This is a genomic window from Tenacibaculum aestuarii (assembly GCF_964510395.1).
GTDB classification, from domain to species: domain Bacteria; phylum Bacteroidota; class Bacteroidia; order Flavobacteriales; family Flavobacteriaceae; genus Polaribacter; species Polaribacter aestuarii.
The window spans coordinates 12,400-38,337 of record NZ_CAZEFY010000003.1 but is presented as its reverse complement, the minus strand read 5'-3'; the positions used below and the strand labels follow the sequence as shown (position 1 = coordinate 38,337).

At 31.9% G+C, this 25,938-nt stretch carries 19 protein-coding genes; 9 read left to right on the top strand and 10 right to left on the bottom strand.

All coding sequences use genetic code 11. The features are described 5' to 3' along the window. Positions 1-33: 33 nt before the first annotated feature. The 5 genes from ACKTSU_RS06255 to ACKTSU_RS06235 form a co-directional block, all read right to left on the bottom strand. Positions 34-2,187, bottom strand: coding sequence for a TonB-dependent receptor (locus tag ACKTSU_RS06255; protein WP_408035515.1), 2,154 nt, complete (start codon positions 2,185-2,187; stop codon positions 34-36). Positions 2,188-2,287: 100 nt separating this feature from the next. Further along, entirely contained in the window at positions 2,288-2,626 is a 339-nt protein-coding gene (locus tag ACKTSU_RS06250) for a hypothetical protein (RefSeq protein ID WP_408035514.1), read from the bottom strand. Positions 2,627-2,668: 42 nt separating this feature from the next. Continuing rightward, positions 2,669-3,061: an acyl-CoA thioesterase gene (locus ACKTSU_RS06245; RefSeq protein WP_408035513.1), complete on the bottom strand. Its 393-nt coding sequence runs from the start codon at positions 3,059-3,061 to the stop codon at positions 2,669-2,671. A 66-nt stretch (positions 3,062-3,127) separates the two neighbouring features. Further along, positions 3,128-5,146, bottom strand: coding sequence for a VWA domain-containing protein (locus ACKTSU_RS06240; protein ID WP_408035512.1), 2,019 nt, complete (start codon positions 5,144-5,146; stop codon positions 3,128-3,130). 82 nt (positions 5,147-5,228) lie between these two features. Continuing rightward, positions 5,229-5,636 carry a group III truncated hemoglobin gene (locus ACKTSU_RS06235; protein WP_408035510.1) on the bottom strand — a complete coding sequence of 136 codons (408 nt, stop codon included), beginning with the start codon at positions 5,634-5,636 and terminating at the stop codon, positions 5,229-5,231. 71 nt (positions 5,637-5,707) lie between these two features. On the opposite strand from ACKTSU_RS06235, the gene ACKTSU_RS06230 reads away from it, so the two are divergent. From ACKTSU_RS06230 to ACKTSU_RS06195, 8 genes are all read left to right on the top strand, one after another. After that, on the top strand, positions 5,708-6,304 hold the full coding sequence (locus tag ACKTSU_RS06230) for a Crp/Fnr family transcriptional regulator (protein ID WP_408035509.1): 597 nt from the start codon (positions 5,708-5,710) through the stop codon (positions 6,302-6,304). 296 nt (positions 6,305-6,600) lie between these two features. Continuing rightward, a complete protein-coding gene (locus ACKTSU_RS06225; RefSeq protein ID WP_408035508.1) occupies positions 6,601-7,185 on the top strand; it encodes a hypothetical protein in 585 nt (194 codons plus the stop codon). Positions 7,186-7,343: 158 nt separating this feature from the next. Beyond that, a complete protein-coding gene (locus tag ACKTSU_RS06220; RefSeq protein ID WP_408035507.1) occupies positions 7,344-7,979 on the top strand; it encodes a hypothetical protein in 636 nt (211 codons plus the stop codon). Between the two features lie 300 nt (positions 7,980-8,279). After that, complete coding sequence (purB, locus tag ACKTSU_RS06215; protein ID WP_299036142.1) at positions 8,280-9,623, top strand: adenylosuccinate lyase; 1,344 nt, start codon at positions 8,280-8,282, stop codon at positions 9,621-9,623. Further along, entirely contained in the window at positions 9,623-10,039 is a 417-nt protein-coding gene (locus ACKTSU_RS06210; RefSeq protein WP_408035506.1) for a hypothetical protein, read from the top strand. Before purB ends, ACKTSU_RS06210 begins: the two co-directional genes overlap by 1 nt. A 2-nt stretch (positions 10,040-10,041) precedes the next feature. Beyond that, positions 10,042-10,821: a TerC family protein gene (locus tag ACKTSU_RS06205; RefSeq protein ID WP_408035505.1), complete on the top strand. Its 780-nt coding sequence runs from the start codon at positions 10,042-10,044 to the stop codon at positions 10,819-10,821. Between the two features lie 121 nt (positions 10,822-10,942). Beyond that, positions 10,943-11,224: a hypothetical protein gene (locus ACKTSU_RS06200; protein ID WP_408035504.1), complete on the top strand. Its 282-nt coding sequence runs from the start codon at positions 10,943-10,945 to the stop codon at positions 11,222-11,224. 57 nt (positions 11,225-11,281) lie between these two features. After that, positions 11,282-13,543, top strand: a complete 2,262-nt coding sequence (locus tag ACKTSU_RS06195; RefSeq protein WP_408035503.1) for a TonB-dependent receptor — start codon at positions 11,282-11,284, stop codon at positions 13,541-13,543. Positions 13,544-13,616: 73 nt separating this feature from the next. Here ACKTSU_RS06195 and msrA read toward each other — a convergent pair whose 3' ends face one another. Then, on the bottom strand, positions 13,617-14,276 hold the full coding sequence (gene msrA / locus ACKTSU_RS06190) for a peptide-methionine (S)-S-oxide reductase MsrA (RefSeq protein WP_408035502.1): 660 nt from the start codon (positions 14,274-14,276) through the stop codon (positions 13,617-13,619). Positions 14,277-14,416: 140 nt separating this feature from the next. On the opposite strand from msrA, the gene dnaX reads away from it, so the two are divergent. After that, positions 14,417-16,111: a DNA polymerase III subunit gamma/tau gene (dnaX, locus tag ACKTSU_RS06185; RefSeq protein ID WP_408035501.1), complete on the top strand. Its 1,695-nt coding sequence runs from the start codon at positions 14,417-14,419 to the stop codon at positions 16,109-16,111. On the opposite strand, the gene ACKTSU_RS06180 is transcribed toward dnaX, so the two are convergent. The 4 genes from ACKTSU_RS06180 to ACKTSU_RS06165 form a co-directional block, all read right to left on the bottom strand. Beyond that, on the bottom strand, positions 16,100-17,926 hold the full coding sequence (locus ACKTSU_RS06180; RefSeq protein ID WP_408035500.1) for a cation:proton antiporter: 1,827 nt from the start codon (positions 17,924-17,926) through the stop codon (positions 16,100-16,102). The two genes, dnaX and ACKTSU_RS06180, sit on opposite strands and share 12 nt — an antisense overlap. Positions 17,927-17,983: 57 nt before the next feature. Beyond that, complete coding sequence (pbpC, locus tag ACKTSU_RS06175) at positions 17,984-20,323, bottom strand: penicillin-binding protein 1C (protein ID WP_408035499.1); 2,340 nt, start codon at positions 20,321-20,323, stop codon at positions 17,984-17,986. Positions 20,324-20,426: 103 nt separating this feature from the next. Continuing rightward, positions 20,427-21,551, bottom strand: a complete 1,125-nt coding sequence (locus ACKTSU_RS06170; RefSeq protein WP_408035498.1) for an efflux RND transporter periplasmic adaptor subunit — start codon at positions 21,549-21,551, stop codon at positions 20,427-20,429. Between the two features lie 10 nt (positions 21,552-21,561). Next, positions 21,562-25,884 (bottom strand): CusA/CzcA family heavy metal efflux RND transporter, encoded by a 4,323-nt coding sequence (locus tag ACKTSU_RS06165; protein ID WP_408035497.1) that lies wholly within the window; start codon positions 25,882-25,884, stop codon positions 21,562-21,564. Positions 25,885-25,938 lie beyond the last annotated feature (54 nt).

Sequence of the window (25,938 nt, the reverse complement as noted above, 5' to 3'; positions counted from 1 at the left end):
GCAAAAAGAGGAGTTAAAAAACTCCTCTTTCTCTTATAACTTCACCAATATACCTGCGTTGAAAATAAATCCGTCTGTTGGTGCCCAAATATCTGTAAAGGACGGATTATTATGTGGTGCTTCTATCATATCTTGATAGTTTTGCTGCTTGGTGTCTGTAAAGTTTTCGAAATTAGCATACAAACTAATTTTCCCAAACGTTTTCATTACCATAAAGCCCATCGTCCAATAATCTGGTGTTTTTGTTAAATTATTTCTCAATTGAGAGCTTTTATAATATGCTTCATACCCTATTCGCCATTTATCATGTACTTCATACATTAATACGCCTCCAAAACTATGTTTTGGTGTCAGAGCTTTTTGATTATTATTGATTTCAACATTGTTATAGGCATAGTTTGTAAACAATACAAAATCTTTATACTTTAACTTTAAATTAGTTTCTGCTCCATAACTATTTAATCGACTTGAAGCATTCATAAATTCATAATTGGCTCCATTTTCTTGTAATAAAAGTGTATTTTTTAACTGCGTATAAAACACTAATTGATTAAAAGACAATGATACATTATCATTAAAAATTTTTGTTTTATAGTTTACATCTGCATTGAATCCGATAGATGTTTCTGCTTCAAAATTGGTCAAGTTAATTGGCATTACATTTTGATACGAACGCAATTCGGCATCTTCAGTAAAAATTGTAGGTATTTTATATCCTAAACCTCCTCCTATTCTACTTGAAACTTTGTCATTGTATTTGATAAATAAAGAAGCTCTAGGTAATACAAACGTTCCGTAGTGATCGTTATAATCTGTTCGTAAACCACTTTCTAAAGTTAAACTGTTTGAAAGTCTCCAGTTATTTTGAGCAAACCCTCCAAAAGTAAACTGCTCATAACTTCTATCTAAATTAGTTGTTGGATTTTCTGTAAAGTTTTCAGTAATTATGTTTCCTCCAAAAACCCAATCAGAACTAGTATTATATAAGTTATACGTTGCTTCTGTAAATGTAGCCCATTGTTTTCCATCAAACTCATAATCAGGCAAGCTTAAATTTCTTTTGAAATAACTCACACTATTTTTAAAATGAAAACTTTTCGTTTCTGAGATATCATTAGAATATGATAATTGTGTTGAGTAACGTTCTGATTTATTTTCTTCAAAAAAACTGTGATCAGGTGTCATATTTCCTGCAATTACATCGGTGTCACCTCCAATTCGGTCTTCTATAGTTGTTCCAAAGTTCAAACGCCACTCTTCTTTTTCATTCGGATAGTAAAATAATGACGGATTGATACTAAAACTTCTCACTTTTGGAATATCAGAAAAATGATCGTCATTTACATCGGTAGCTTGTTGTCTGTTTGCAGATCCGTATAAACTAACTCCAAATTTGTTGAAACGTTCACTATAAAAAGCGTTTAACGTACTTCCGTTACGAGAAGTCTGATCGAACATTAAACTAATTTCTCGTTCTTCTTTTGGCTTTTTTGACACCAAGTTTACCAAACCAGCAATAGCACCTCCACCGTATAAAGTAGAAGAACTTCCTTTGATAATTTCTACTTGCTGTAAATCTAACGGAGGAATTTGCATAATACTCAATCCGCTAGAAAAACCTCCAAATAACGGAAATCCGTCTTTTAGTAATTGCGTAAAACGTCCATCTAATCCCTGAATACGAATACTTTGATTGGCTGAATTTGCCGAAGTTTGCTGCATCTGAATTCCTGTACTTTCTCGTAACACCATAGCTATGTTTGCTGAATTCATAGCCGCTTTTTCTCCTAATTCTTCTGCTCCTATAACCTCAATTCTTGTAGGAATCTCAGCAATCGTCCTTTTACTTCTTGTCGATTGAATTACAACCGCTTCTAAAGTTTCTTCGTCTTCATGAAGTTCTACTACAAATTGCTTTTTTGTTGTTGGAAGTTGAATAGTTTTTTCGACTGTTTCAAAACCTATAAATGATACTATAAAGGTTTGTTTTCCATTAGAAATATTATTAATAATTGCAATTCCATCTAAGTTAGTTTCTGCTCCAATAGTCGTGTTTTTCAAATATACCGAAGCACCTACTATAGGCTCTTTTTCATCAGAAATCACTTTAAATTCAACTGAGTTTTGTGCAGTTATATTAACTACCGATAGCATAATAACTACTGCTACTATTATATTTTTTAACATGTGTTATTTTTAAATTAATTATATGTAAAAAGACATCTCTTTTTCTAAAAAGATGCATGAAAGCTTTCTATTTTTTGAAAGCGAATACTGAATAATTAATTTAAACTCGAGGTGGTTGGAAAATTCCTTTTAAGAAAGAAAAGCTATAAGTAACTTGATAAAAATCAATTATTTCTCTTATTTCAAAAAAGGGAATAATTTCGAAGTAATATTCAACAGGTACAAATTCTGCTGTAAGATTCACCACCGTACAATGATGATGGTGTTCTTTGTTTTTCTCTTCTTCTGTATCATTTTGATGATGTTCGTGCTCATGCTCGTCATTCAATACATCAAAATGTGCTTCGGTTTCATCAACAAAAACTACTGCATCAGTATGCGCCTGAACTGGAGGCACAATTAACAATAAGGTTAATACTATGATGCAGAAATTTTTCAATACATTAATTTTAGATACACAAAAGTATAAAATTTAAAAACGCTACTCTTCTTCTAGTCTATCTTTAACATATTCTATCTTACTTTTACCATGAGCTAAAGGATTACCTTCTTCATCTAAACTTACCATGATAATTTTATCGATTGCAATGATTGTTTTTCTGGTAATCTTATTACGAACCTCACAACATAAAGTAATTGATGTTCTTCCAAATTTTACGACATCAATTCCTATTTCTATGATGTCACCTTGTTTTGCAGAACTTACAAAATCTATTTCAGACATAAACTTAGTTACTGTCTTCGGAATTTCTAATTGAATAATAGCATATAGCGCTACTTCTTCATCTATCCATTGTAATAATCTACCTCCAAAAAGGGTTCCGTTAGGATTTAAATCTTCGGGTTTTACCCATTTGCGTGTATGAAATCTCATATTTTTTTCTTTTGATACAAATTTCTGCAAGAATTAAACAAAAACCAATCTATAGTAATTGGTTTCTTAAATTTTACCATAGTATTTTCTGATAAACCACTCAATACTTAAAAAAGCAACTATCAAAAATAAAATCCATTTCCAGTCAATTAAATTTTGCTCTTTTGTGGTAGATTTTTGTGTAGTATAATACGCTTCATCATTTACCAAATCTTGTAATAATTGAGTTGTTGTATTCGGGTAGAAAACTGCTCCGTTTGTTTTAGAAGCTAATGCTAGTAACTTCTTTCGATTTGCATTCGTAAACTGCTCTTCGATTTGATAATCGGTTATTTTAAACTGACCATAACTCGTAATATTTTGATTTGCTACAGAAACTTTGTAGGTGTAATCACCTGATAACAATCCTTCAACAGACACTTGATATGAGTTATTTACCAGTGAAAACGGTAGCTTCTTTTGCTCCTTTGTTTCTTTATTTGTTAACGTCAGTTCTAAATTGGCTCTGTTATCAAATTGGTAGTTCTTATCTACATAAAACGCTGTAATGCTAATCGGAGCATTCGCTGGATACAATCGTTCAGAAGTAACTTCTAATCGCTTTCGTTTTTTGTTAGAAGCTAAATACTGCGCTAAATTTCCTATAAATGCGTCGAAACTTTCAAAATTTTGTTCTTTTAAATAACTAGATGCTCTCCACTTCCAAACACCTTCACCAAATAACATCGCATATTTCTTGTCATTCTCTTCAAAAGTTGTAAATAATGGTTGTGTGGTTTCTACTCCTGCAAATTTCTGATATAATAAACTTTGTGCTTCCTTTTTCAGCTGAACCTCTCCAAACTTATCTTGTAGTGGAGGGAAATGTGTAAAACCAATATTTTCTTGTAAAAATGGAAGGAAATCAGCATTATAGAGAGCACTATATTCTTCCTTTTGATTAATAACTTTCTTTGCTACTCCTAAATTTTGACTATTTATAAAATTCCAATCGGTTTTTGTTCCTGTAATGATTAAATAATTGGATGTTATCTTCTCTAACACACTTTTGAAAGAACTGTTAGGTTGATACAATACATACAACTGATAGTCATCAAAATTTATGTTCTTGTCTTGAATTAAAGCAATATCAACTTTACGTTGTTTGTTGCTTTCAATCGCTTTTTTCAGTGCTCCTAAATCAGGATGTAAAAAAGAACCCAACAATAAAACCTTGGTTTGTTCATCAAATACTTCAACAGAAAAGTTTTTGTAGTTGTTTTTAGTGTTTTTTTCGTTTGGTATTTTACTGATGGATGCCGAGTAATATTGTAACCCTTTTGTTTTAGACAACAAGTTAGTGGTAACTGTTTGCGTGGGATTATTAGGAGAAAAATCTAATTGTTTAGAAAATACTCTTTGTCCGTTTTGAAGAATCGAAAAAGTAGTAGTTATCTTGTCTTTTCCTTCATAATACAACAAGGCTTCTACTGGAAACTTATTTTGTAAATAGCTGTATTTATTTACGTTTAACTGAGCTATCTGTATATCTTGATACTGCGTGGTATCGCCCACAATTATTGGAAATATTTTGTTTGTTGATGTACTAAACTCATAATCGTTTCCTTGGGTTTGATTACCATCAGTTACCAAAACTGTTGTTGAAATTTTGCCTTTATTCAACTCATTAACAGCTGTAATTGCTTTTGAAATATTGGTTTGCGTGTCAGAAAACGATAAACTATCTAAAACATCAACCTCCTTTCCGAAGGAAAAATATTGAACATCAAACTTTTCTTGAATCCCTTCATCTTCCTTTATTTCAGAGAGCACTTTTCTTACGTTTTCTTCTTCTTTAAAAAACTGCGTAGAAAGTGAATTATCCACCAATACAGATAACACCGGTTTGCTGTTCTCGATTTCTAAAGTTTTAATCTTCGGATTGATAAGTAACAATCCTATCAAAAAAAGACTCAACGCTTTTAAGCTAAAAAGTAGGATGTGTACTTTCGGAGTTCTTTTTACTTTGTAGAAATATTGAAAAAAAGCAATTGCTACGCTTATTAATACGGCTAATACAATGTAAATTATAGTTATTGACTCCACTCAGCTTATTTTAGTATGTGAAGATAAAAATATCCATTAAATAAATTGTCAAATTCTAAATTTCATTCTTTCTCTTTAAATTTTAAAGAGTGCTTTTAGGTTTGTCTTCAAACATTCTAAAAAAGAGCATAGAAGCTATATTCCTTGCTCTTTCTTTGGCTTCGTATGCTTTTACTCCATCAAAAAGTTCATCTACGGTTTCAAACCATAGTTGTAACCAACGACCAAAGTGTTCTTGATAAATAGAAAAATCGAAATCTCTATCTACATCTTTGTGTGCTTTCATCGGATTTCCTTTAAACTTTCTAACAAAAAACAAATTCGTTTCCCAAAAATCGGTGAGTTTCTGCAAATGGCTTTCCCAAGTATCTTCTGGAATCGTTTTCAAAAAGATAGGACCTATAAAATCATCCTTTCTAATTTTATCATTATAAAAGGTTGATACCAGTTTATACACATCTTCTCTATTTTCTATATCTCTTTTATCCATTTACAATTCGTTGTTAAAATACACCGCAAAAGTATATCTTTATGCTATTGCAATTTATGACTTAAATCATAATGATACCTGAAGAACTTCTTTTAAAATACAATGCTGACACTAAGGAATATAAGAAAGAACAACTTATTTTCTCTGAAAAACAAACCGCACATTACTACTATCAAATAGTAACTGGAGCAGTGAAAATGAATAATTTTAATGATGATGGCAGAGAGTTTATTCAAGGAATATTTTATAAAAACCAAAGTTTTGGAGAACCTCCTTTGTTTATTGATGTTACCTACCCTGCCAATGCGGTGGCTATTTCTGATAGTACGATTCTAGCCTTGTCTAAAAGTAACCTGTTTAAATTACTGCAAGACAATCCTGAAATTCATTTAAAAATCACCCAAAGTTTAGCCAAACGTTTGTACTACAAAGCAATTATAGCTTCAGAAATTTCAAGCCAAGAACCTGCACATAGAGTACTTCGATTTATTGATTATTTAAAAGACGATGTATATAAAGTTGAAGGAAAGTATTCGTTTAAAGTAGCCTATACACGCCAACAAATAGCCGATATTTTAGGTTTGCGAGTAGAAACGGTTATTCGGGTCATAAAATCTTTAGAAAAAAAGGGAGACCTAAAAATTAGCAAACGAAAGGTATATCGTTAAAGCTTTTTAAAAGAGACCATTTAAAAAAATGTGTAATAAATCATAAAAATTAATTAGGTTTATGGAATTCCGTAAGAATTTATACACCCTTTGTAGTAAGTTCGCTATAATTATATAACTAATTAACAAATAACTAGAACTCGTTAATAACTTTACCCTTAGATAAAGTATCAGTTTTATTATATTTGAAAGCGTATAAAAATTGCTAAAAGTTCCGCATATCCTACCATTAAGAGAATATAACAGTAATTTTATTACGTATATAAACTAGTTACCTGCAAGCTGAAAAAACGACAATGAGACAACTAATCATATCGACAATTTTACTTTCCTTTTTATGGAGTTGTGACAGTCCGACTAAAAAGGAAAAGTCAACTGAATCCATTAAAGCAACTGAACAGACAAACTCAGACTTTGAAAATTACATTTCAACACTCGATCAAATTCCTCTTCCTTTAGAAGCTAATCCACTTGGACAACTTCCTGAGACCTCAAAGAATTTTGACAAAAATGCTTTCGAAAAATATAAGCATACTTGGACGAGCCAACCATTAGGAATCTACTATCAGGACGACAAGACAATTGGTATTATTGACTGTTCAATTGGTGATTGGGGACTTGTGCCCTTTTTGACGACTTATGACCTTAAAGGAAATAAAATTGACTCGACAGGTTTTTACGTCAAGAGCGGTCAAGACATGGGATATGAAGCAATTGAACATTTGACTTTTAATGCTGACCGAACAATTACCGTCAATGACACTGTAAAACGTTGGGACTTTAATGAAAATGAAACGGATATTATCGAAGGAAGCATGAAAATGACAACAGGGAAAGTCGAGTATCGAGTTTTAGATAATGGACGAATTGAAAAGAAATAAAAAAAGCCAGCAGGTAACACAGCATATAGCTTATGGCGGCTGAACGCTTTCCAGCAAGGTTTTCGCTCCGTAGCCAGCTCTGGTTTCGGGGGACAGGAAAGTGCTTCGAAACCGCCACAAGCCATATGCAAACCGTTATCTCTTATTAGCCAAACCAGATGAATATAGATAATCTAACAAGAGTATTTTTTCACGAAATAGGACATTTTATTTCTCAAGAATTGAACTTCAAATTGTTCAATATTGGACTTGGAACTGAACATCTATGGATTCAGCCATACAAATTTGAAAACTATATTGATTATGGTGGAGGAACGAAACCCAAAAAGCCGAAAAACTACCAACCTAAAAAAATAGGAAATATTGAAAATCCAGCGCATTATATAGCAAATTCTATTTACGGTTGTTTAATCCAAACACTATATCTGAAATCAATAAAAGAATATGAATTTAATTTTTGTTTTAGTATAGATGATTCTGCAAACGGAAAACACGATGTTACTGATTTCGCTAGTACAAACCTATATTTCAATGGAACTAAAAGAAGAGCAATAATAGATTTTATAAAAAACGAATATATCACCCAACTAGAAAACGATACGGACCACCTAAAAAAGTTATTTGAAATCAGTCCATTACATTTTGCTAGTGATTTTAATGAAAAACGATTATTGGACATCCAATCAATTAAAAATTCACTTAAAGATTTTTTAAATGAACACGAACAATATTATTCACTTCTGATTAAAAAAATAGAAGAAATAAAAACAAGAGATAACAAAGAACTGAGGTAAAAAACAAGTAAATTTCACAAAAATTATCTCAAAGTACTTTTTACTCTTATCCTTAGCTACAATTCATTTATAAAGTTCTCTACATGTTTTATTCTATTTACATATCTATAGAAAAACTCAGCGAAGCTCGCTGACAGTTCCGTTGCGTTGAGAAAATACCAGTGAATCTCATTGATATTACAGCATAGCTCTTTGTACCTAAATAAGATTGCTTTTTTTAACTACTAAAATTCCTTCGGTTTATCTCTAAAAAAAGGGAAGTATTTTCTATTTTTGTGCCTTTCAACACAACAACAAAACATGAACTTAACAGAATTAAATGCCATCTCTCCTATTGATGGTAGATACCGTAACAAAGTAGCAAGCTTAGCGAACTATTTTTCAGAAGAAGCTTTAATAAAATATCGTGTAAAAGTAGAAATTGAGTATTTCATTGCTTTATGTGAAATTCCACTACCTCAATTAGCCGATTTCAACAAAGATTTATACGCTGATTTACGTAAAATTTATGAAGACTTTTCTGCTGAAGATGCGCAAAAAATCAAAGAAATTGAAAGCGTTACCAATCACGATGTAAAAGCTGTTGAGTACTTTATTAAGGAAAAATTTGACGCCTTAAACTTGCAGAAATATAAAGAGTTTATCCACTTCGGATTAACGTCTCAAGATATTAACAATACTGCTATTCCATTATCTATTAAAGATGCGATGGATGAAGTGTACTATCCAACTTTAGATACTTTAGTTTGCAAATTAGCTGATTTATCTGAAGAATGGGAAAACGTACCAATGTTAGCAAGAACTCACGGGCAACCAGCCTCTCCTACCCGTTTAGGAAAAGAGTTTTTTGTATTTGTAGAGCGTATTAACAATCAAGTTATTCACATACAACATACGCCACATGCTGCGAAGTTTGGTGGTGCTACTGGTAATTACAATGCACACAAAGTAGCGTACCCAGATATCGATTGGAAAAACTTCGGAACTCATTTCGTAGAAGAAGTGTTAGGATTGCACCACTCCTTCCCTACTACGCAAATTGAGCACTATGATCATATGGCGGCTTTATACGACGGATTAAAGCGTGTAAATACAATTTTAATTGATTTAGATCGCGATGTTTGGACGTATGTTTCTAACGACTACTTTAAACAAAAGATTAAAAAAGGTGAAGTAGGTTCTTCGGCAATGCCACATAAAGTAAATCCTATTGATTTTGAAAACTCTGAAGGAAACTTAGGTATTGCCAATGCTATTTTTGAGCATTTATCTGCTAAATTACCAGTTTCAAGATTGCAACGTGATTTAACGGATAGTACAGTATTACGTAATGTTGGAGTTCCTTTTGGACATACGTTAATTGGTTTTGCCTCTACGTTAAAAGGATTGAACAAGTTATTATTAAACGAAGCTAAATTTGCGGAAGATTTAGAAAATAACTGGGCAGTAGTTGCTGAGGCTATTCAAACAATTTTACGTCGTGAAGCGTATCCTAATCCATACGAAGCTTTAAAAGGATTAACGCGTACCAACGAGAAAATCAACAAAGATTCTATCGCTAATTTTATTGATACTTTAGAAGTTTCAGACGCTATTAAAAACGAATTAAAACAAATTACACCATCTAATTACACTGGTATATAATGAGATATTTACTTACTTTTTTAGTTTTATTTTTAGCTATTTCATGTACTCCTGAAAAAAAAGGGGACCCAACACGTTTTGTTCACGGAACCTTTGAAATTCCTGCGGGTGATAACTACGGAAAAACAACTATTGTAAGAAAAGATAGTATCCAAATTGAAGAGTATACTAAAAAAGTAAGTATTTCAACTGATAGCTTAGTTACTGAAAAAGAAATAAAACACATTGATACTCTCTATATCAAATGGAAAAATAATTTCGCATATACTTTGCGAATGAAAAGTCCGAAAACTGATTTAGATAAAGATCCTATATTTGTTCAAATAACTAAAGTAACTGATAGTTCGTATACCTTTACTGCAAGAATTGGTTACTCTAATTTTAAACAAGAAGGAACCGTATATAAAGTAAAATAACTATGGAAATTTTCTTACAAGCTGATACCTGGGTTGCCTTATTAACCTTAACTTTTTTAGAAGTTGTACTGGGTATTGATAACATTATCTTTATTTCTATTGCTTCTAACAAGTTACCTGAACATCAGCAAAAAAAAGCTACTCGAATAGGTCTTCTATTAGCTATGATTTTTAGAATTCTTCTTTTACTAGGAGTTTCTTATTTAATTAGTATGAAAGACCCTATTTGGAATATTGATTTATCTTGGTTACAAGTAGGTGTTACAGGACAAAGTTTAATTTTATTTGCTGGAGGTATATTTTTACTATACAAAAGTACTAGTGAGATTCACCACAAAGTTGAAGGAAGAGATGAAACACACACTTCTGGGAACCCTAAAAAGAGAGCTACTTTACTAAATGTTATAACTCAAATAGTATTAATTGATATTGTTTTCTCTTTTGATTCTGTGTTAACAGCTGTAGGGATGACAAACGGTATACAAGGAGCTTTAATCATAATGATTATCGCTGTTATTGTTTCAATATTAATCATGTTAATGTTTGCTACTCCTATTAGTAATTTTGTTAACAAACATCCTACAATTCAAATGTTAGCTTTATCCTTTTTAATTTTAATTGGGTTTATGCTGATTACTGAAAGTGCCCACTTATCACACACTGTTGTTTTCGGGCAATCAGTGGGTGCAATTCCTAAAGGATATTTATATTTTGCTATTACTTTTTCTCTACTTGTAGAAATGCTAAATATGAAAATGCGAGGTAATTCAAAAAAAGGTTAAGAAAATATTAAGACGATATAAAATAAAAACCGATAGCAATATTGCTATCGGTTTTTATTTTTTTCTATTTTTGTTGCCAGTGACTCGATTCAAAAAACATATTGCTGTACTCAGTATATTCATGTTGTTATTACCTACAGTAATAGCAACAATCCACTTATTTGAAAATCACGAGCACGCTGTATGTACTTCTACTGATGAGCAACACTATCACGCACAAGAGTTTGATTGTTCACTTTCTCATTTTCAATTTAGTACGTTTACGTATCAAACCGTAGAAAACTATACGGTAATTCCACAACATTTTTACAAGTTAGATTGCAACACACAACCGCAGTTAATCTCATTTGTATATACTGATAAAAAATCTTCAAGAGCGCCACCTTATTTTACTGTATCTTAAACGTTTGCAACAAACAACCAACAAAAATTATCGTTAAAACAGTAAAATTCATTTTTAATGAAGACAATTATTAATTTCCTATTTCTTGTAGGAATATCTGCTGTATATGCACAAAACAGCTTATCAGGAAAAATTACAGATACTAATAACCAACCACTTTTAGGAGTTGAAATATACTCTGACCAATTGCATAAAGGAACCATTACCAATGAAGATGGTACTTACAACCTACAAAACATTCCTAACGGAAAAGTAACTTTCAACTTTTCTTTTTTAGGATTTAAAACTATCTCAAAAGAATTTCATTTTAACAGTGAAAATATCTCTTTTGATGTACAATTAGAAGAATCTATTTTTAAGATTGATGAAGTTATCATCTCTACTCCTTTCAACAAATTACAATCAGAAAATGTAATGAAAGTTGAGCGTCTTTCGGCTAGAGCCCTTCAAAAAACAGGAGCGACAACACTTTCTGAAGGAATTACTAATATCGCTGGAGTTTCTCAAGTTTCTACAGGAGCATCTATCGGAAAACCTGTTATTAGAGGTTTAAGCGGAAACAGAGTATTGGTTTACACACAAGGAATCCGTTTAGAAAATCAACAATTTGGTGGTGAGCATGGATTAGGAATTAACGATGCTGGTGTTGCTGGTGTTGAAGTTATCAAAGGGCCTGCATCTCTTTTATACGGTTCTGATGCTTTGGGTGGCGTTTTATACATTCAACCTGAAAAATTCGTTCCTGAAAACACTACAAAACTGAATGTTAGTCAACGTTATTTTAGCAATACCTTAGGTACAAATACTTCTCTTGGTTTTAAATCTTCTTTAAAAAAGTGGCAATTTTTAGCTAGAGGAACTTATGCACAACATGCAGATTATAAAACACCAGATTATAGAGTTACAAATACTCGTTTTAATGAAAAAGATTTAAAACTTGGTGTTGGTTTCCACGAGAAAAACTTTTCTTCTGAATTACGTTACAACTTCAACAATTCTAAATTAGGATTAACTGAAGGAATTGGTGAGCAAACCAAAGAAACGCATTTAGAAACTCCTTATCAAGATATTGATAATCATATTATCAGCTTACACAATCATGTTTTCTTTAAAAACTCAAAATTAGATATCGATTTAGGATACACAATTAATAATCGTCAAGAGTTTGAAGAGCACGAAGAGCATGAAGAAGGTGAAACTGAAGAAGAGCACGAAGAGCATGAAGAAGGTGAGGCTGCCTTAGATATGAAGCTAAAAACTTTTAGTTATAATACGAAATACCACCTTCCAAAATTTGGAAAATTTGAGGTTTTAGTAGGTGCACAAGGTTTACATCAAACCAATACAAACTTTGGTGAAGAATTGTTAATTCCTAATGCTACTGTTAACGATTTTGGGGTATTTACTACTGCTAACTTTGAGTGGGATGACAATACTTCTTTACAAGCTGGTATTCGTTACGATAATAGAGGAATTACTACAGAACGACACGAAGTAGCCCATGAAGACGAAATACATATTTTTGAAGCTATAGATAAATCTTACAATAGTTTTACTGCTTCTTTTGGAGCAAAAACTTTGCTTTTTAATAGCATAACTTCTCGTTTTAATGTTGCTAGTGGATTTAGAGCTCCAAACCTTGCTGAATTAACCTCTAATGGAGTGCATCACGGTACCAATCGTTTCGAAGTAGGAAATAACAACCTAGTAAATGAGAAAAATTTACAGTTCGACTTATCTTTAGATTACAATTCAGAACACTTTGAGTTATTTGCTAACGGATTTTACAATACCTTAAACGATTATATTTATTTATCTCCTACTGGTGATGTTGAAGACGGTGCCCCTGTTTACACCTATTTACAAGAAAATGCTAAATTATATGGTGGTGAATTTGGTTTTCATTTACATCCTCACCCTTTAGATTGGTTACATTTAGAAAGTAGTTTTGAAATGGTTATTGGAAAGCAAGATAATGGTAACTATTTACCGTTAATTCCTGCTAATACTTTAAAAAATACGCTTAGAACTGAATTTTCTAACGAAAAATGGTTACCAAACGGGTATGCATCTGTAAGCTTACATTCCTACTTTAAACAGGATAATATTAGTGAGTTTGAAACAGCAACTCCTGCTTATAACCTAGTTAATTTAGGTGTAGGTGGCGATATAATGATTAGTAAATATACCTTTACTACATCGTTAACTGTTAATAATTTATTTGATAAGAAGTATATCAATCACTTATCAAGATTAAAACCAGATACTATTTTTAATCCAGGTAGAAATATTGTTTTAGGAATAAATTTCACTATTTAACCAAAAAAAATAACTCCCCGGTAATACTATTACTGGGGAGCTTTTTATATAAACAAACTTTAACTTAATAAAGTTATCCGTCTTTTCTTTTCTTTAGCAATTCAGGGAACTTCTTTTTAAAGCGATTCAATCGAGGAATTGAAACTCGTTGTACATACGGATTCTCCGGATGCAATCGTTCATAGTTTTGATGATATTTTTCTGCCGGATAAAACTTTTCTAGCTTTCTAACTTCAGTAACTATCTTCCCTTTATAAACTTCTTTGTTTAGTTTTCTAATCGTATTTTCTATGATTTCTTTTTCTTGTTGTGTTTGATAAAACGCGATCGATCTGTATTGCGAACCATAGTCTGGATGTTGTCCATTTTTTGTTGTTGGATCATGCGAACCGAAAAACACCGTTACCAATGTTTGAAAACTTACTTCCTTCGGATTATAATATACCGCTACCGATTCTGCATGTCCTGTTTTACCTGTTCCAATAGTTTTATACGTAGGATTTTTTGTATGTCCTCCAGCATAACCAGATACTGCTTCTCCTACTCCTCTTACACTTTCAAAAATCGCTTCTACACACCAAAAACAACCGCTGGCAAAATACGCTACTTTCGTTTCTTTCGACGTTTGTTTTATATCAGAAGTATTTCTATTTTCTTTTTCCGAAGAAAACCCCCATAAAATAGTCAATAAGAAAAGACCTATCAGTATTATTGCTAGCTTAGCTATCTTCATAAGTTTATCATTTATAACGTCTTTGTCGTATTAAAATTATCTTTTTTACAATTGTTTACAACTTTAATATTTCCTTAAGAAATTTGTTTGCGTGTTGCCGTTGCGTTTTCTATTTTTGTTCAGATAAAGATTAAGTTTTAATGGAGCATTTTATAGTATCAGCACGTAAATATCGTCCTCAAAATTTTGCGGATGTGGTAGGGCAACAAGCCATCACCAATACGTTAGAAAATGCAATACAAAACAACCATTTAGCTCAAGCTTTATTGTTTACAGGACCTCGTGGGGTTGGTAAAACTTCGTGCGCTCGTATTTTAGCAAAGCGAATTAACCAAGAAGATGCTACCAATGCTGATGAAGATTTTGCATTTAATATTTTTGAATTAGATGCTGCTTCAAACAACTCGGTTGATGATATTCGTAACCTGACCGATCAAGTTCGAATCCCACCTCAAACTGGTAAATACAAAGTATATATTATTGACGAGGTTCACATGCTTTCACAAGCTGCTTTTAATGCTTTTTTAAAGACTTTAGAAGAACCACCAGCTCATGCTATTTTTATTTTAGCAACTACCGAAAAGCATAAAATTATACCAACGATTTTATCTCGCTGTCAAATTTTTGATTTTAAGCGTATTGGTGTTTTAGATGCTAAAGAGTATTTAAAAACGATTTGCGCTAAAGAGAATATTACTGCAGAAGATGATGCTTTGCATGTAATAGCTCAAAAAGCTGACGGAGCCATGCGTGATGCACTTTCTATCTTTGATCGTGTCGTAAGTTTTTCTGGTAATAATTTAACTCGCGAAGCGGTTACGCAAAACCTTAATGTGTTAGACTACGATGTGTATTTTAACATTACAGATTTACTCCTTGAAAATAAAATTCCAGAAGTCTTAATGGCTTTTAATGAAGTATTAAGTAAAGGTTTTGAAGGACATCACTTTATTAATGGTTTAGCTTCTCACTTTAGAGATTTGTTAGTAGCCAAAGACCAAGCAACTATTGCTTTATTGGAAGTTGGAGACAATACTAAAAAACGATACTTAGAACAAGCTACCAAAGCTAGCATGCAATTTTTAATACCTGCGATAGATAAGGCTAATGATTGCGACTTAAAATATCGAGGAAGTAAAAACCAACGCTTATTGGTAGAACTTACTTTAATGCAAATTGCCTCTATCACTTTTGATGGAGCAAAAAAAAAATCTAGCAACTACATAATTCCTGCTACTTTTTTTACCTCTTTATCTCCTTCAGTTAAAAAAACTAAAGTAAAACCTACTGCTACTGTTAATACTCCGCAAAAGGTTCAAGAAAAACCAGTTGTTGCTACCAATGAGGTTCCTAAACCAACTTTAAAGAATATTAAGCGTCGTACTTCAGCTTTATCTTTAAAAAGCTTACATCAAAAGAAAGATGTTAAAGTAAATTTAGATGAAGAAGAAAACTATGATAATCATCCTAAAACTCCTTTTTCTTTAGATGAATTGAAAGACGCTTGGAAAAAGTACTATTTTCAATTGCAACGTATAGGAGAACAGAGTATGGCTGCAATAATAGCCTCTGATGAACCTCAATTACAAGAAGATTTTACTATCGTCTTTTCTGTACCTAGTGATTTAATGAAATCGCAGTTGGAAAAAGGAAAGCCAAAATTATTACGATTCTTACGCGAAAAACTTAATAATTACGGAATACAAATTAATGTAAAAGTTAACGAAACTATAGAAAAAAAGTTTGCCTATACTCCTCAAGAGAAGTATGACAAACTCAAAGAAAAAAATCCGTTACTTGAAAAGTTGAAAAGTACCTTTGGTTTAGATGTTTAGGTTTTTTCCTAAATAAACAACGATCCAACCTTCTATTTTCTTTACATCGTGCTCAAACTCAGAAATTAATAAAATTTCATTGGTATTTTTATTCTTAACTAAAATTGGAATAGACTTAATTTCGTCGTGTATTTTCTCTATTTTAGTTTTATACTCTTGAACTGAATTTACTGGAGTTTCATGAATTTCTGGAAACTCTCTTACAGCTTCCATTATATTAATATAATCATCTTCAATTGTAAATAAATGATCTTCATCATCGTAATCTTTTGTAATTACTTCTTGTGATGTAGCTAAACGATAAGCTCCTTGCTCTCCAAAAATTGATGAGAAGTTTGAAATTACATACTTATTTATCGAGTCACTTCCTGTCATTGCAATTAAATATCCTACATCATTTAACTCTATATTGTCAGTAAGCTCATCGTCGTAAATATTTACTTCTAACGACTCTAAACCTTCTGCTTTTGCTTTCTCTACATTTTCAATGTTAGAATCAATTAAAACAACTCTTCGTTTATTCTCTTTTAAATACTTAGCTATTAACCTTGCTACGTCCGATGCTCCTACAATCATAATAGCATTAGATCGTTTTAAGAATACTCCAACTATTTTCGCAAATAATCTCGCAGTGGTTGCATTCAACAATACCGTTCCTAACACAATCATAAATACCAACGGAGTAATGTACTCAGCACCTTCTATTCCTTGTTTCAATAATTTACTTCCAAATAATGAAGCAATACCCGCAGCAACGATACCTCTTGGTCCTACCCAACTAATAAATAGTTTTTCATTAGTTTTTAAATTGGATTTTGAAGTACTTAAAAAAACTGCTAAAGGGCGAATTACAAAAACAATCAAAGCAAAAAGTAATAAAGTTTTCCAATTATATAACAGCATTAGCTCTTCATAATCGATATTAGCTGATAATAAAATGAATAGTATAGAAATTAGCAATACACTTAATGATTCTTTAAAATACAAAATCTCTTTTAAGTTTTTTAACTTACTATTTCCTAATACCATTCCCATAACCACAACAGCTAATAATCCTGATTCATGGGCAAATAATTCAGATTCTACAAATACTAATAAAACAGTAGATAATGAAACTACGTTTAACAAGTAATGTGGCACCCATTTTTTATTAATAATAAAAATTAAAGCATGTGCAAATGTGAACCCGAAAGTAGTTCCGAATAAAATAATTTTTAAGAATTCTAATAAGGCTGTCTGTGTAAAACCAGCTCCTCCACCAACACTAATAAACTCAAAAACAAGTACTGCTACTAAAGCTCCGATAGGATCAATTAAAATACCTTCCCACTTTAAAACTGCTGAAACATCTTTTTTTAGTGGAATATTTCTTAAAATTGGTGTAATAACAGTTGGTCCTGTTACAATAATTAATCCTGAAAATAAAAAGGATAATTCCCAACCTAAACCAAATACATAATGAGCAATGATAGCGCCTCCAAAAAAAGTAACTGCTGATCCTAAAGTTATTAATTTCGTAATTACAGGGCCTATGTTTTTAATTTCTCCTCGGCGTAAGGTTAAACCTCCTTCAAAAAGAATGATACTAATTGATAACGAAACAAAATAATAGAGACCGTCTCCAGGAAACAATCCTTTTTCACCGTTCCAAACGGGTTCGATCCATTTACTTCCATCTTCATTAAAAAATTCTGCTGCAATTGGCCCTACAAGTAGTCCAATTAAGATTAAAGGTAAAATTGCTGGAATTTTAAACCTCCATGCTACCCATTGAGCTAAAATTCCTAGTATAATTATCCCCGCTAGTTCTAACATATTTTATTTTTAAAAAACTAAAAATACAGTTTTTAATTAAACTGCTTTTACATTTACTTATTTTTTTACCTCTAAAACCTTCTTCAATTCATTACCAGAATCATCGATTACGGTAATAGTATTAATCCCTTCGTTAGGTAAAATTGCTTGTTCGTGATATTGCTGTGTAATGCCTATAAATTGTTCGTTTAAATACCAGTAAACTTTAGCTTCTGAATTACTGTGTGTTAACTTTAAAATAATAGGATTTAACTGATTATCTTCTCCTCTCGTTAACGAAACTTTTGTTATACTTTTTGAGGGAAAAACCAAGCCCATTAAATTACTTTCTAATCGATTACAATCAGATCTATAATTGGGTAATGGTCTATAATCAGCATTATTTTGTTGGTAATAATGAGCCATTAATGGAGGTAAAACAAACCATGATTTGGATTTCATGTTTGAAATGGATTCACAGTTCGAATTTACTCTGAATTTCTCAAGCTTATCAACCATAATTTCTTGATGATACGGGCATGATTGCGCTTTCATCGCACTTTTTTGAACTCTTTTTGTAATTGACGGACAAATAGGTTTCGCTAAAAAACCACTTTTCTCGCAAATAGCTGCTTCTATCAAATCTTCATAAGGTTCTAAAAACCAATTTGATTTTGGTAGCACATCAAAAACATCAAACATTAATGGCGCAGCGCTTCCTACTCCTGTTAGATCAGGACGCCCTTCTCCATCAGAATTTCCAATCCACACCCCTACAACATATTTAGGTGTTACACCAATAGACCATGCATCTTTATTACCAAAACTAGTTCCTGTTTTCCACGCTATTTTTTGAGATGAATCATAATATTTCCAAGCTTGATCTGTATAAGGTCTATTTACTTCTAACAAAGTGTTTAATGTTAAAAATATAGTCCCAGCATCTAAAGTTGTATAGTCTTTTTGAACCTTTCCTAAATCTAGAGTTTCATCAAACAAAAAGCTAGGTTCTATAAATTCCTCCTGATAATACTTATGCTTTAATTCTTCATAGTGATTTACAATTCCTGCGTATCCTGCAAAGGTTTTACATAAATCCCATAAACTAGCTTCCGCACCTCCTAAAATCAATGAAAGCCCATAATAATCAGCTGATTTATTAATATCTTTAATGTGGTATGCTCTTAAATCTTCTCTAAATTTTTCCAATCCATATCGCTGTAACATACGTACTGAAGGAATGTTAAGCGAACGTGTTAATGCTTCATTGGCTGGAACAGCTCCATCAAAAGTTAAATTGAAATTTTTAGGAGAATAACCTGCTATTTCTGTTGGCACATCTGCTACCAATTGATTAGGTAATAAGTCTCCCGATTGTAGCATTTGTGCGTATAAAAAAGGCTTTAGAGTACTTCCTGTACTTCTTGGAGCAATGATATTATTCACATCTTTTTGATGTGCTTTATCAGTTGGAGAATTTCCTACATAAGACAGTACTTTTCTTGTTTTAACATCTAACACCAAGACAGCCATATTATAAACTTCATTTTGTTTTTGACGGAAATAATGTTGCTTTACTAAGTTATTTACTTGTCTTTGTAAATGAACATCTATAGAACTTTTTACACGATCACCTCTATACTGTTGCGTTACTTCTTGTACAAAATGTGGTGCTACCGTAGGTAACGGATATGGTTTTTGTGGCAACTCTTCTTCAATAGCTAAATCATACGTAATTTGATCGATTATACCTTCTTCATGCAGTTTTTGTAATAGTCTATTTCTTTTAATTTTTAGCTTTTGTTGATTTTTCCCTGGATAAATCAACGACGGAGCATTTGGTAATACAGCTAAAGTTGCTGTTTCTGCCCATGACAATTGATGTGGTTTTAAACCAAAATAACGCCACGAAGCCATTTCTAAGCCCACTACATTTCCTCCATATGGCGCATGAGATGCATAGAGCTTTAAAATTTCTTTTTTTGAATATCTAAATTCTAATCGGGTAGCTAAGATTAACTCTTGAAATTTTTCAAAATATGAACGCTCTTTATTTTTTCTTGATAAACGAATTACTTGCTGCGTTAGCGTACTTCCACCTCGTACAACTCTTTTTGCTTTGATATTTTCTACCATCGCTTTTCCTATCGAAATAGGATTGAATCCGAAATGCTTATAGAAATAAGCGTCTTCAAATTGTAAAATACAATGTTCGAATTTATTAGGCACAGAGTCTAACTCAGGAAATCTCCATTGACCATCGCTAGCAATAACAGCTCCTAACAATTCATTATTTTTTGCTGTTACGACTGTTGATGTTGGATTGTCAAATAATTTTTTAGGCAGACAGAAATAATAGAAAATGACTCCTATAAAAGTCAAAATCAATACCATTTTCTTTTTCTTAGTCTGAATCATTTTTCTTCTTTAAACAAAAAGCAAAGAAATATATATTTTCATACATTTCTTTGCTTTTTTATTATAAAAAAATTATAAAAGTTTTAATTTACTTCATGTTTAGTTACTCTGTTAATAAATTAAATACTCCTTTTTCTAAAAATTTCGCTTCATTTTGAAGCTCTAATTCTTTTAATTCTACAAAGCTTTTCACAGTATTACCAACCTCAACTTTTTCCTTTTTAAAATAATAACCTTCATTTGTATTTTCATCTAATTTTAACGCAAACTTTTTGCCTTCAACTTCTGCTATTGCTGTTTCTGGCAAAGTTTTTACTTGCGAACTACTCGTTTTTATAGTAGCTTCTGCAAACATTCCTGATAAAAAATTTCTTTTTTGTTCCTCCTCAATATGCGCATGTACATCTACAGTTCTATTTTCATTGATGCTTTTTCCTATCAAATGAACTTTCGCTTTATAAACTTCTGATGATAGTTCTGGAACCCTAAAACTAATTTCTTGACCTACTTTTAACTTTAAAGCATCTTTTTCAAAAACTGAAAGTTCTAAATGTAAATGCTTATTATCTATAATTTCTAAAATTTCATCAGCAGGAGATATATACGAACCTGTAACTGTCTTAATTTTAGTAATATTTCCTGAAATAGGTGCATAAATACCCGTAACAGAAGTTATTGAGTTACTATTTAGTTTAGTTGCCGATATATTAATCATTTGCAACTGCTTTTGTAAGCTTACTAATGTAGTTTGTGCTACTTCAAAATCTCTCTTAGCCTTTAAGTAATTTCTTTCCGAAGTTATTTTTTCATCGAATAATGCTTTTTGTCTTTCGAATTCAGATTTTAAAAAGGCTATTTCTTGTTTTGTTTCCAAATACTGTTGCTGCATTGCCACAAACTCTTGGTTTTCTACCGTTACCAGACGTTGCCCTTTTTTGACTTTATCACCAACCAATAATGGAATACTTTTAATAAATCCCCCCATTTTAGCGGTTAGTACAACTTTATTTGTAGGAGGCACATCTATTTTTCCTACTACTTTAATCGTAGTTGGAAAATCTTGCTCTTCAACAGTAACTAATTTCATACTGTTTTTTTCCCATTGTTCATTCGTTATAAAAACTCTATCGTCAGTAACTACTGTTGATTCTTCAGTAGTACTCTCAGCTTCTTTTGATTTACATCCTATTACAGTTATAAATAGGATACTATAAATTATATATTTCATCTTTATTTTTTTAATACGTTAAGTAGTTAATATCTATTACAATATTGTTGTACGACTCTATACTCGTTACATAAGCTAATTTTAGTTGATATGCATTTTCAACACTTTGGATGTATTGAAAAAAGTCAATCTCACCGTGTTTAAAACTCATATTGGCTGTTTTTAAAATTTCATCTGCTAAAGGCATTCCTTCTTCTTGATAATAAGCTAAAGACACTGTTTTCTCTTGTAACTTATTTTTAAGATTTGTATAGTAAGTTTCTAACTGTTTTTGATAGTTTGAAGTTTCGTACTCGGCAATTTCCTTTGCTATTTTAGATTGCTTTATCTTTGATGACTCTCCACTAAACAACAATGAAATTTTTATTCCTACTTGATATCCGTAAAAGTCTTGAGCCACATATTGATTACTTCCTCTAAATACTTCTAAAGACAAATCTGGTAATAACTGTTGTTTTTGTTGAGACAATTGTCTTTTTGCCAATTGTTCTCTTTCATAATAACCTTGAACTTCTGTAATTTCACTTAAATTAACATTTTGAACTTGTATTGGTTGAATAGTTGCTTTTTCTTCAATTACTAAACTATCTTCTACCTGAACTAATGCTTTTATTTTTTGATACGCTATGCGAGAAGCAACTACAGTATTTCGATAATCATTCTTTACTTGTTTCTGTTTTGCTTTTGCTGTTATCTTTTCTAAATAATTAGTTTCTCCCAACTCAAAACGTCGTTTCGCAGCGTACGAAAACTTATTATACAAACTATCTAAACTCTTATAAATATTCTCTTGTGCTTTCGTGTATTGATAAGTATAATACGCGTTTACAACCGATTTCATCAATTTCTTTTTAGCTGTTTCATATTGATTACTTTCTATGTTATAAACTGATTTTTGTACTCTCTTATTCGCTCCGTAAACTGTTGGAAATGCAAAGGTTTGTTGAATACCGAAAATGTCTAAAGGATGATCTGCTACTGTATTATTTTCATCCCGATTATAATAAACTTCTGTTTTATCAAAAGTATAAGCCGATGTTATAGCTGTTTTAGCTTTTTCTACCTTTAATTGTTGCGCTTGCAAACCTTTGTTATTCTCAACAGCTAAATCTATTAAGTTTTGTAAGTTTTGAGGAGTTTCTTGTGCTTGAACAGTAGACAATCCCATAAGAAGTACAACACCTAAACTCGCTACTTTTTTATTGATTTTTAATTTCTTCGGATTATCAAAAATTGTGTACAACACAGGTAACACTACCAATGTTAAAATTGTAGAAGTTATTAATCCTCCTATAACTACTGTTGCTAAAGGACGTTGTACCTCAGCTCCTGCATTGGTTGATATTGCCATAGGTAAGAACCCTAATGCGGCTGCCGATGCCGTTAGTAGTACAGCTCTTAAACGGTCTGCTGTTCCTTGTTTCACCAGTTCTTCAATAGTAGAAAACCCTTTATGTTTTAATTCTTTGAAATGTTCAATTAATACAATCCCATTGAGCACTGCAATTCCAAAAAGAGCTATAAAACCAACTCCTGCTGATATACTAAAAGGTAAATCACGCATCCATAATAATAATACTCCTCCAATAGCCGCAAACGGTATAGCTGAATAAATAATCAATGCCTCTTTTACCGATTTAAAAGCAAAATACAGCATGATAAATATTAAGATTAACGCTATAGGAACTGCTATCGTTAAACGTTTTGAAGCACTCTGTAAGTTCTCGAACTGTCCACCATATGTAATTGTATATCCCGTAGGAAGCTTTACATTTTTATTTATCAATTGTTGAACATCATCTACCACTGATTGTAAATCTCTGTTACGAACATTGATTCCTACCACCAATCTACGTTTAGTATCGTCTCTCGAAATTTTTGCTGCTCCTTTTTGATACGTTATAGTAGCTAGCTCATCTAACGGAACTTTTCCTCCATTAGGTAGATCTATATACAACTCTTTTAAATCGCTAATATCAGTACGGTTGTTCTTATCTAACCTCACTACTAAATCGAAGCGTTTTTCTCCTTCAAAAACATTTCCTGCTGCTTTTCCTGCAAACGCCATAGACATCATTTCATTAACTTCTTTTATATTAAGACCATATCTAGCAATTTTAGCTCTATCGTAAGCAACATTCATTTGAGGTAAACCTTCAATCTTTTCAACAATAATATCAGAAGCTCCCTCTACATTTTCTACTAACTTTTTAATTTCACTTCCTTTTTGAGCTAAAATCGATAGGTCTTCTCCAAAAATCTTGATTGCAATGTCGGCTCTAACTCCTGTAATTAACTCATTGAAACGCATTTCAATTGGCTGTGTAAACTCTACTTCCATTCCTGGAATTACCGCTAGTGCTTCTTTAAATTTATCTGCCAGCTCATCTTTACTTTCAGCTGATATCCATTCTCCTTTAGGTCGTAATGTAATCATTACGTCACTTTCTTCCATACTCATAGGATCTGTTGGTACTTCTGCTGCTCCAATACGTGATACTACTTGTTTAACCTCTGGAAAGTTATCCTTGAGTATTTTTTCAATTTTAGTAGTTGTTTCAATAGTATTACTTAACGTTGTTCCTGTTTTTAAAACGGGTTGAATTACAAAGTCTCCTTCATCTAACGTAGGAACAAACTCACCTCCCATTTTGGTATAAATAAAAACAGAAAATAATAACATTGATAATGCGATTCCTAGAACTACCTTTTTTCGATTCAATGCCCAATGAATTACCGGTGCATACCATTCATTCAAATTTTTTATAAGTCTTACTGAAATATTTTTATCTGTAATATTTGATGGTCTTAAAAATATAGACGCCATTACAGGAACATAGGTTAAACACAGTAAAATAGCTCCTATAAGTGCAAAACTGAATACCAAAGCCATAGGTTTAAACATTTTTCCTTCAACTCCACTTAAGGATAAAATAGGAATGAAAACAATTAAAATTATTAACTGACCGAATACCGCAGAACTCATCATTTTTGAGGCTCCCTCATAACTTACCGAGTCTTTAACCTTCTGCTGTTCTTTCTTGTTTAATGTAACGAAAGTATCTTTTTGCTGAGTGATTTTAAAGGTAATATACTCGACGATAATTACAGCTCCATCTATTATAATTCCGAAGTCTATCGCTCCTAAACTCATTAAGTTTGCATCGATACCAAAAATGTACATTAACGATAAGGCAAACAAGAGACACAAAGGAATTACAGAAGCTACTACCAACCCTGAGCGAATATTTCCTAATAAAAGAACTACTACAAAAATTACAATTAAGCATCCTAGTACTAGGTTTTCGGTAATTGTAAATGTGGTTTTCCCTATAAGTTCACTTCGTTCTAAAAAGGCGTTTATAAACACTCCTTCAGGTAAGGATTTTTCAATACTTGCTACACGTTCTTTTACTGCTTCAATTACATCTTTTGAACTAGCATTTTTTAGCATCATTACTTGCCCTAATACCTTTTCTCCTTCTCCGTTTGCCGTTATAGCTCCAAATCGTGTAGCACTACCATAACCTACTGTTGCAACATCTTTAACATAAATAGGTATTCCCTCTTTATTTATTACAACAATATTTTTTATGTCTTCAAGATTTTTAGCCAATCCTTCTCCACGGATAAAGTAAGATTGATTTACTTTTTCAATATACCCTCCTCCTGCAACATTATTATTATTTTCTAACGCTGTAAATACTTCTTTTGTAGAAATATTCATCGCATTTAGTTTTTGGGTATTGATGGCTACTTCATACTGCTTTAAATGACCTCCCCAAGTATTAACCTCAACAACTCCAGGTATACCTGATAATTGTCTCTTTACTACCCAATCTTGAATAGTTCTTAAATCTGTTGTGCTATAGCGATCTTTAAACTCTGGTTTTACATCTAATATGTATTGGTATATTTCTCCAAGTCCAGTAGTAATAGGTCCCATTTCTGGACTTCCAAATCCTTCTGGTATTTTTTCTGAAGCGGCTTTAATTTTCTCGGCTATTAATTGCCTTGGCAAATAAGTCCCCATCGATTCCTCAAAAACGATGGTTACTACCGATAAACCAAATTTAGAGATGGATCTGATTTCTTTTACCCCAGGTAGATTTGCCATTTCTAACTCTACTGGGTAAGTTATAAATTGTTCTATATCTTGTGTTGAAAGATTTCGTGATGTAGTGATTACTTGTACCTGGTTATTGGTTACATCAGGTACAGCCCCAATAGGGAGTTGTGATAACGAATAAATTCCAAAGCCTACAATAAAACTTGTAAATAATAGGACTATAAATTTATTCTTTATAGTGAATTCTATAATTTTTGATAACATAATTCATCATTTAAATAATTACATATTTTATACCGATTCATTATGAAGTAAATC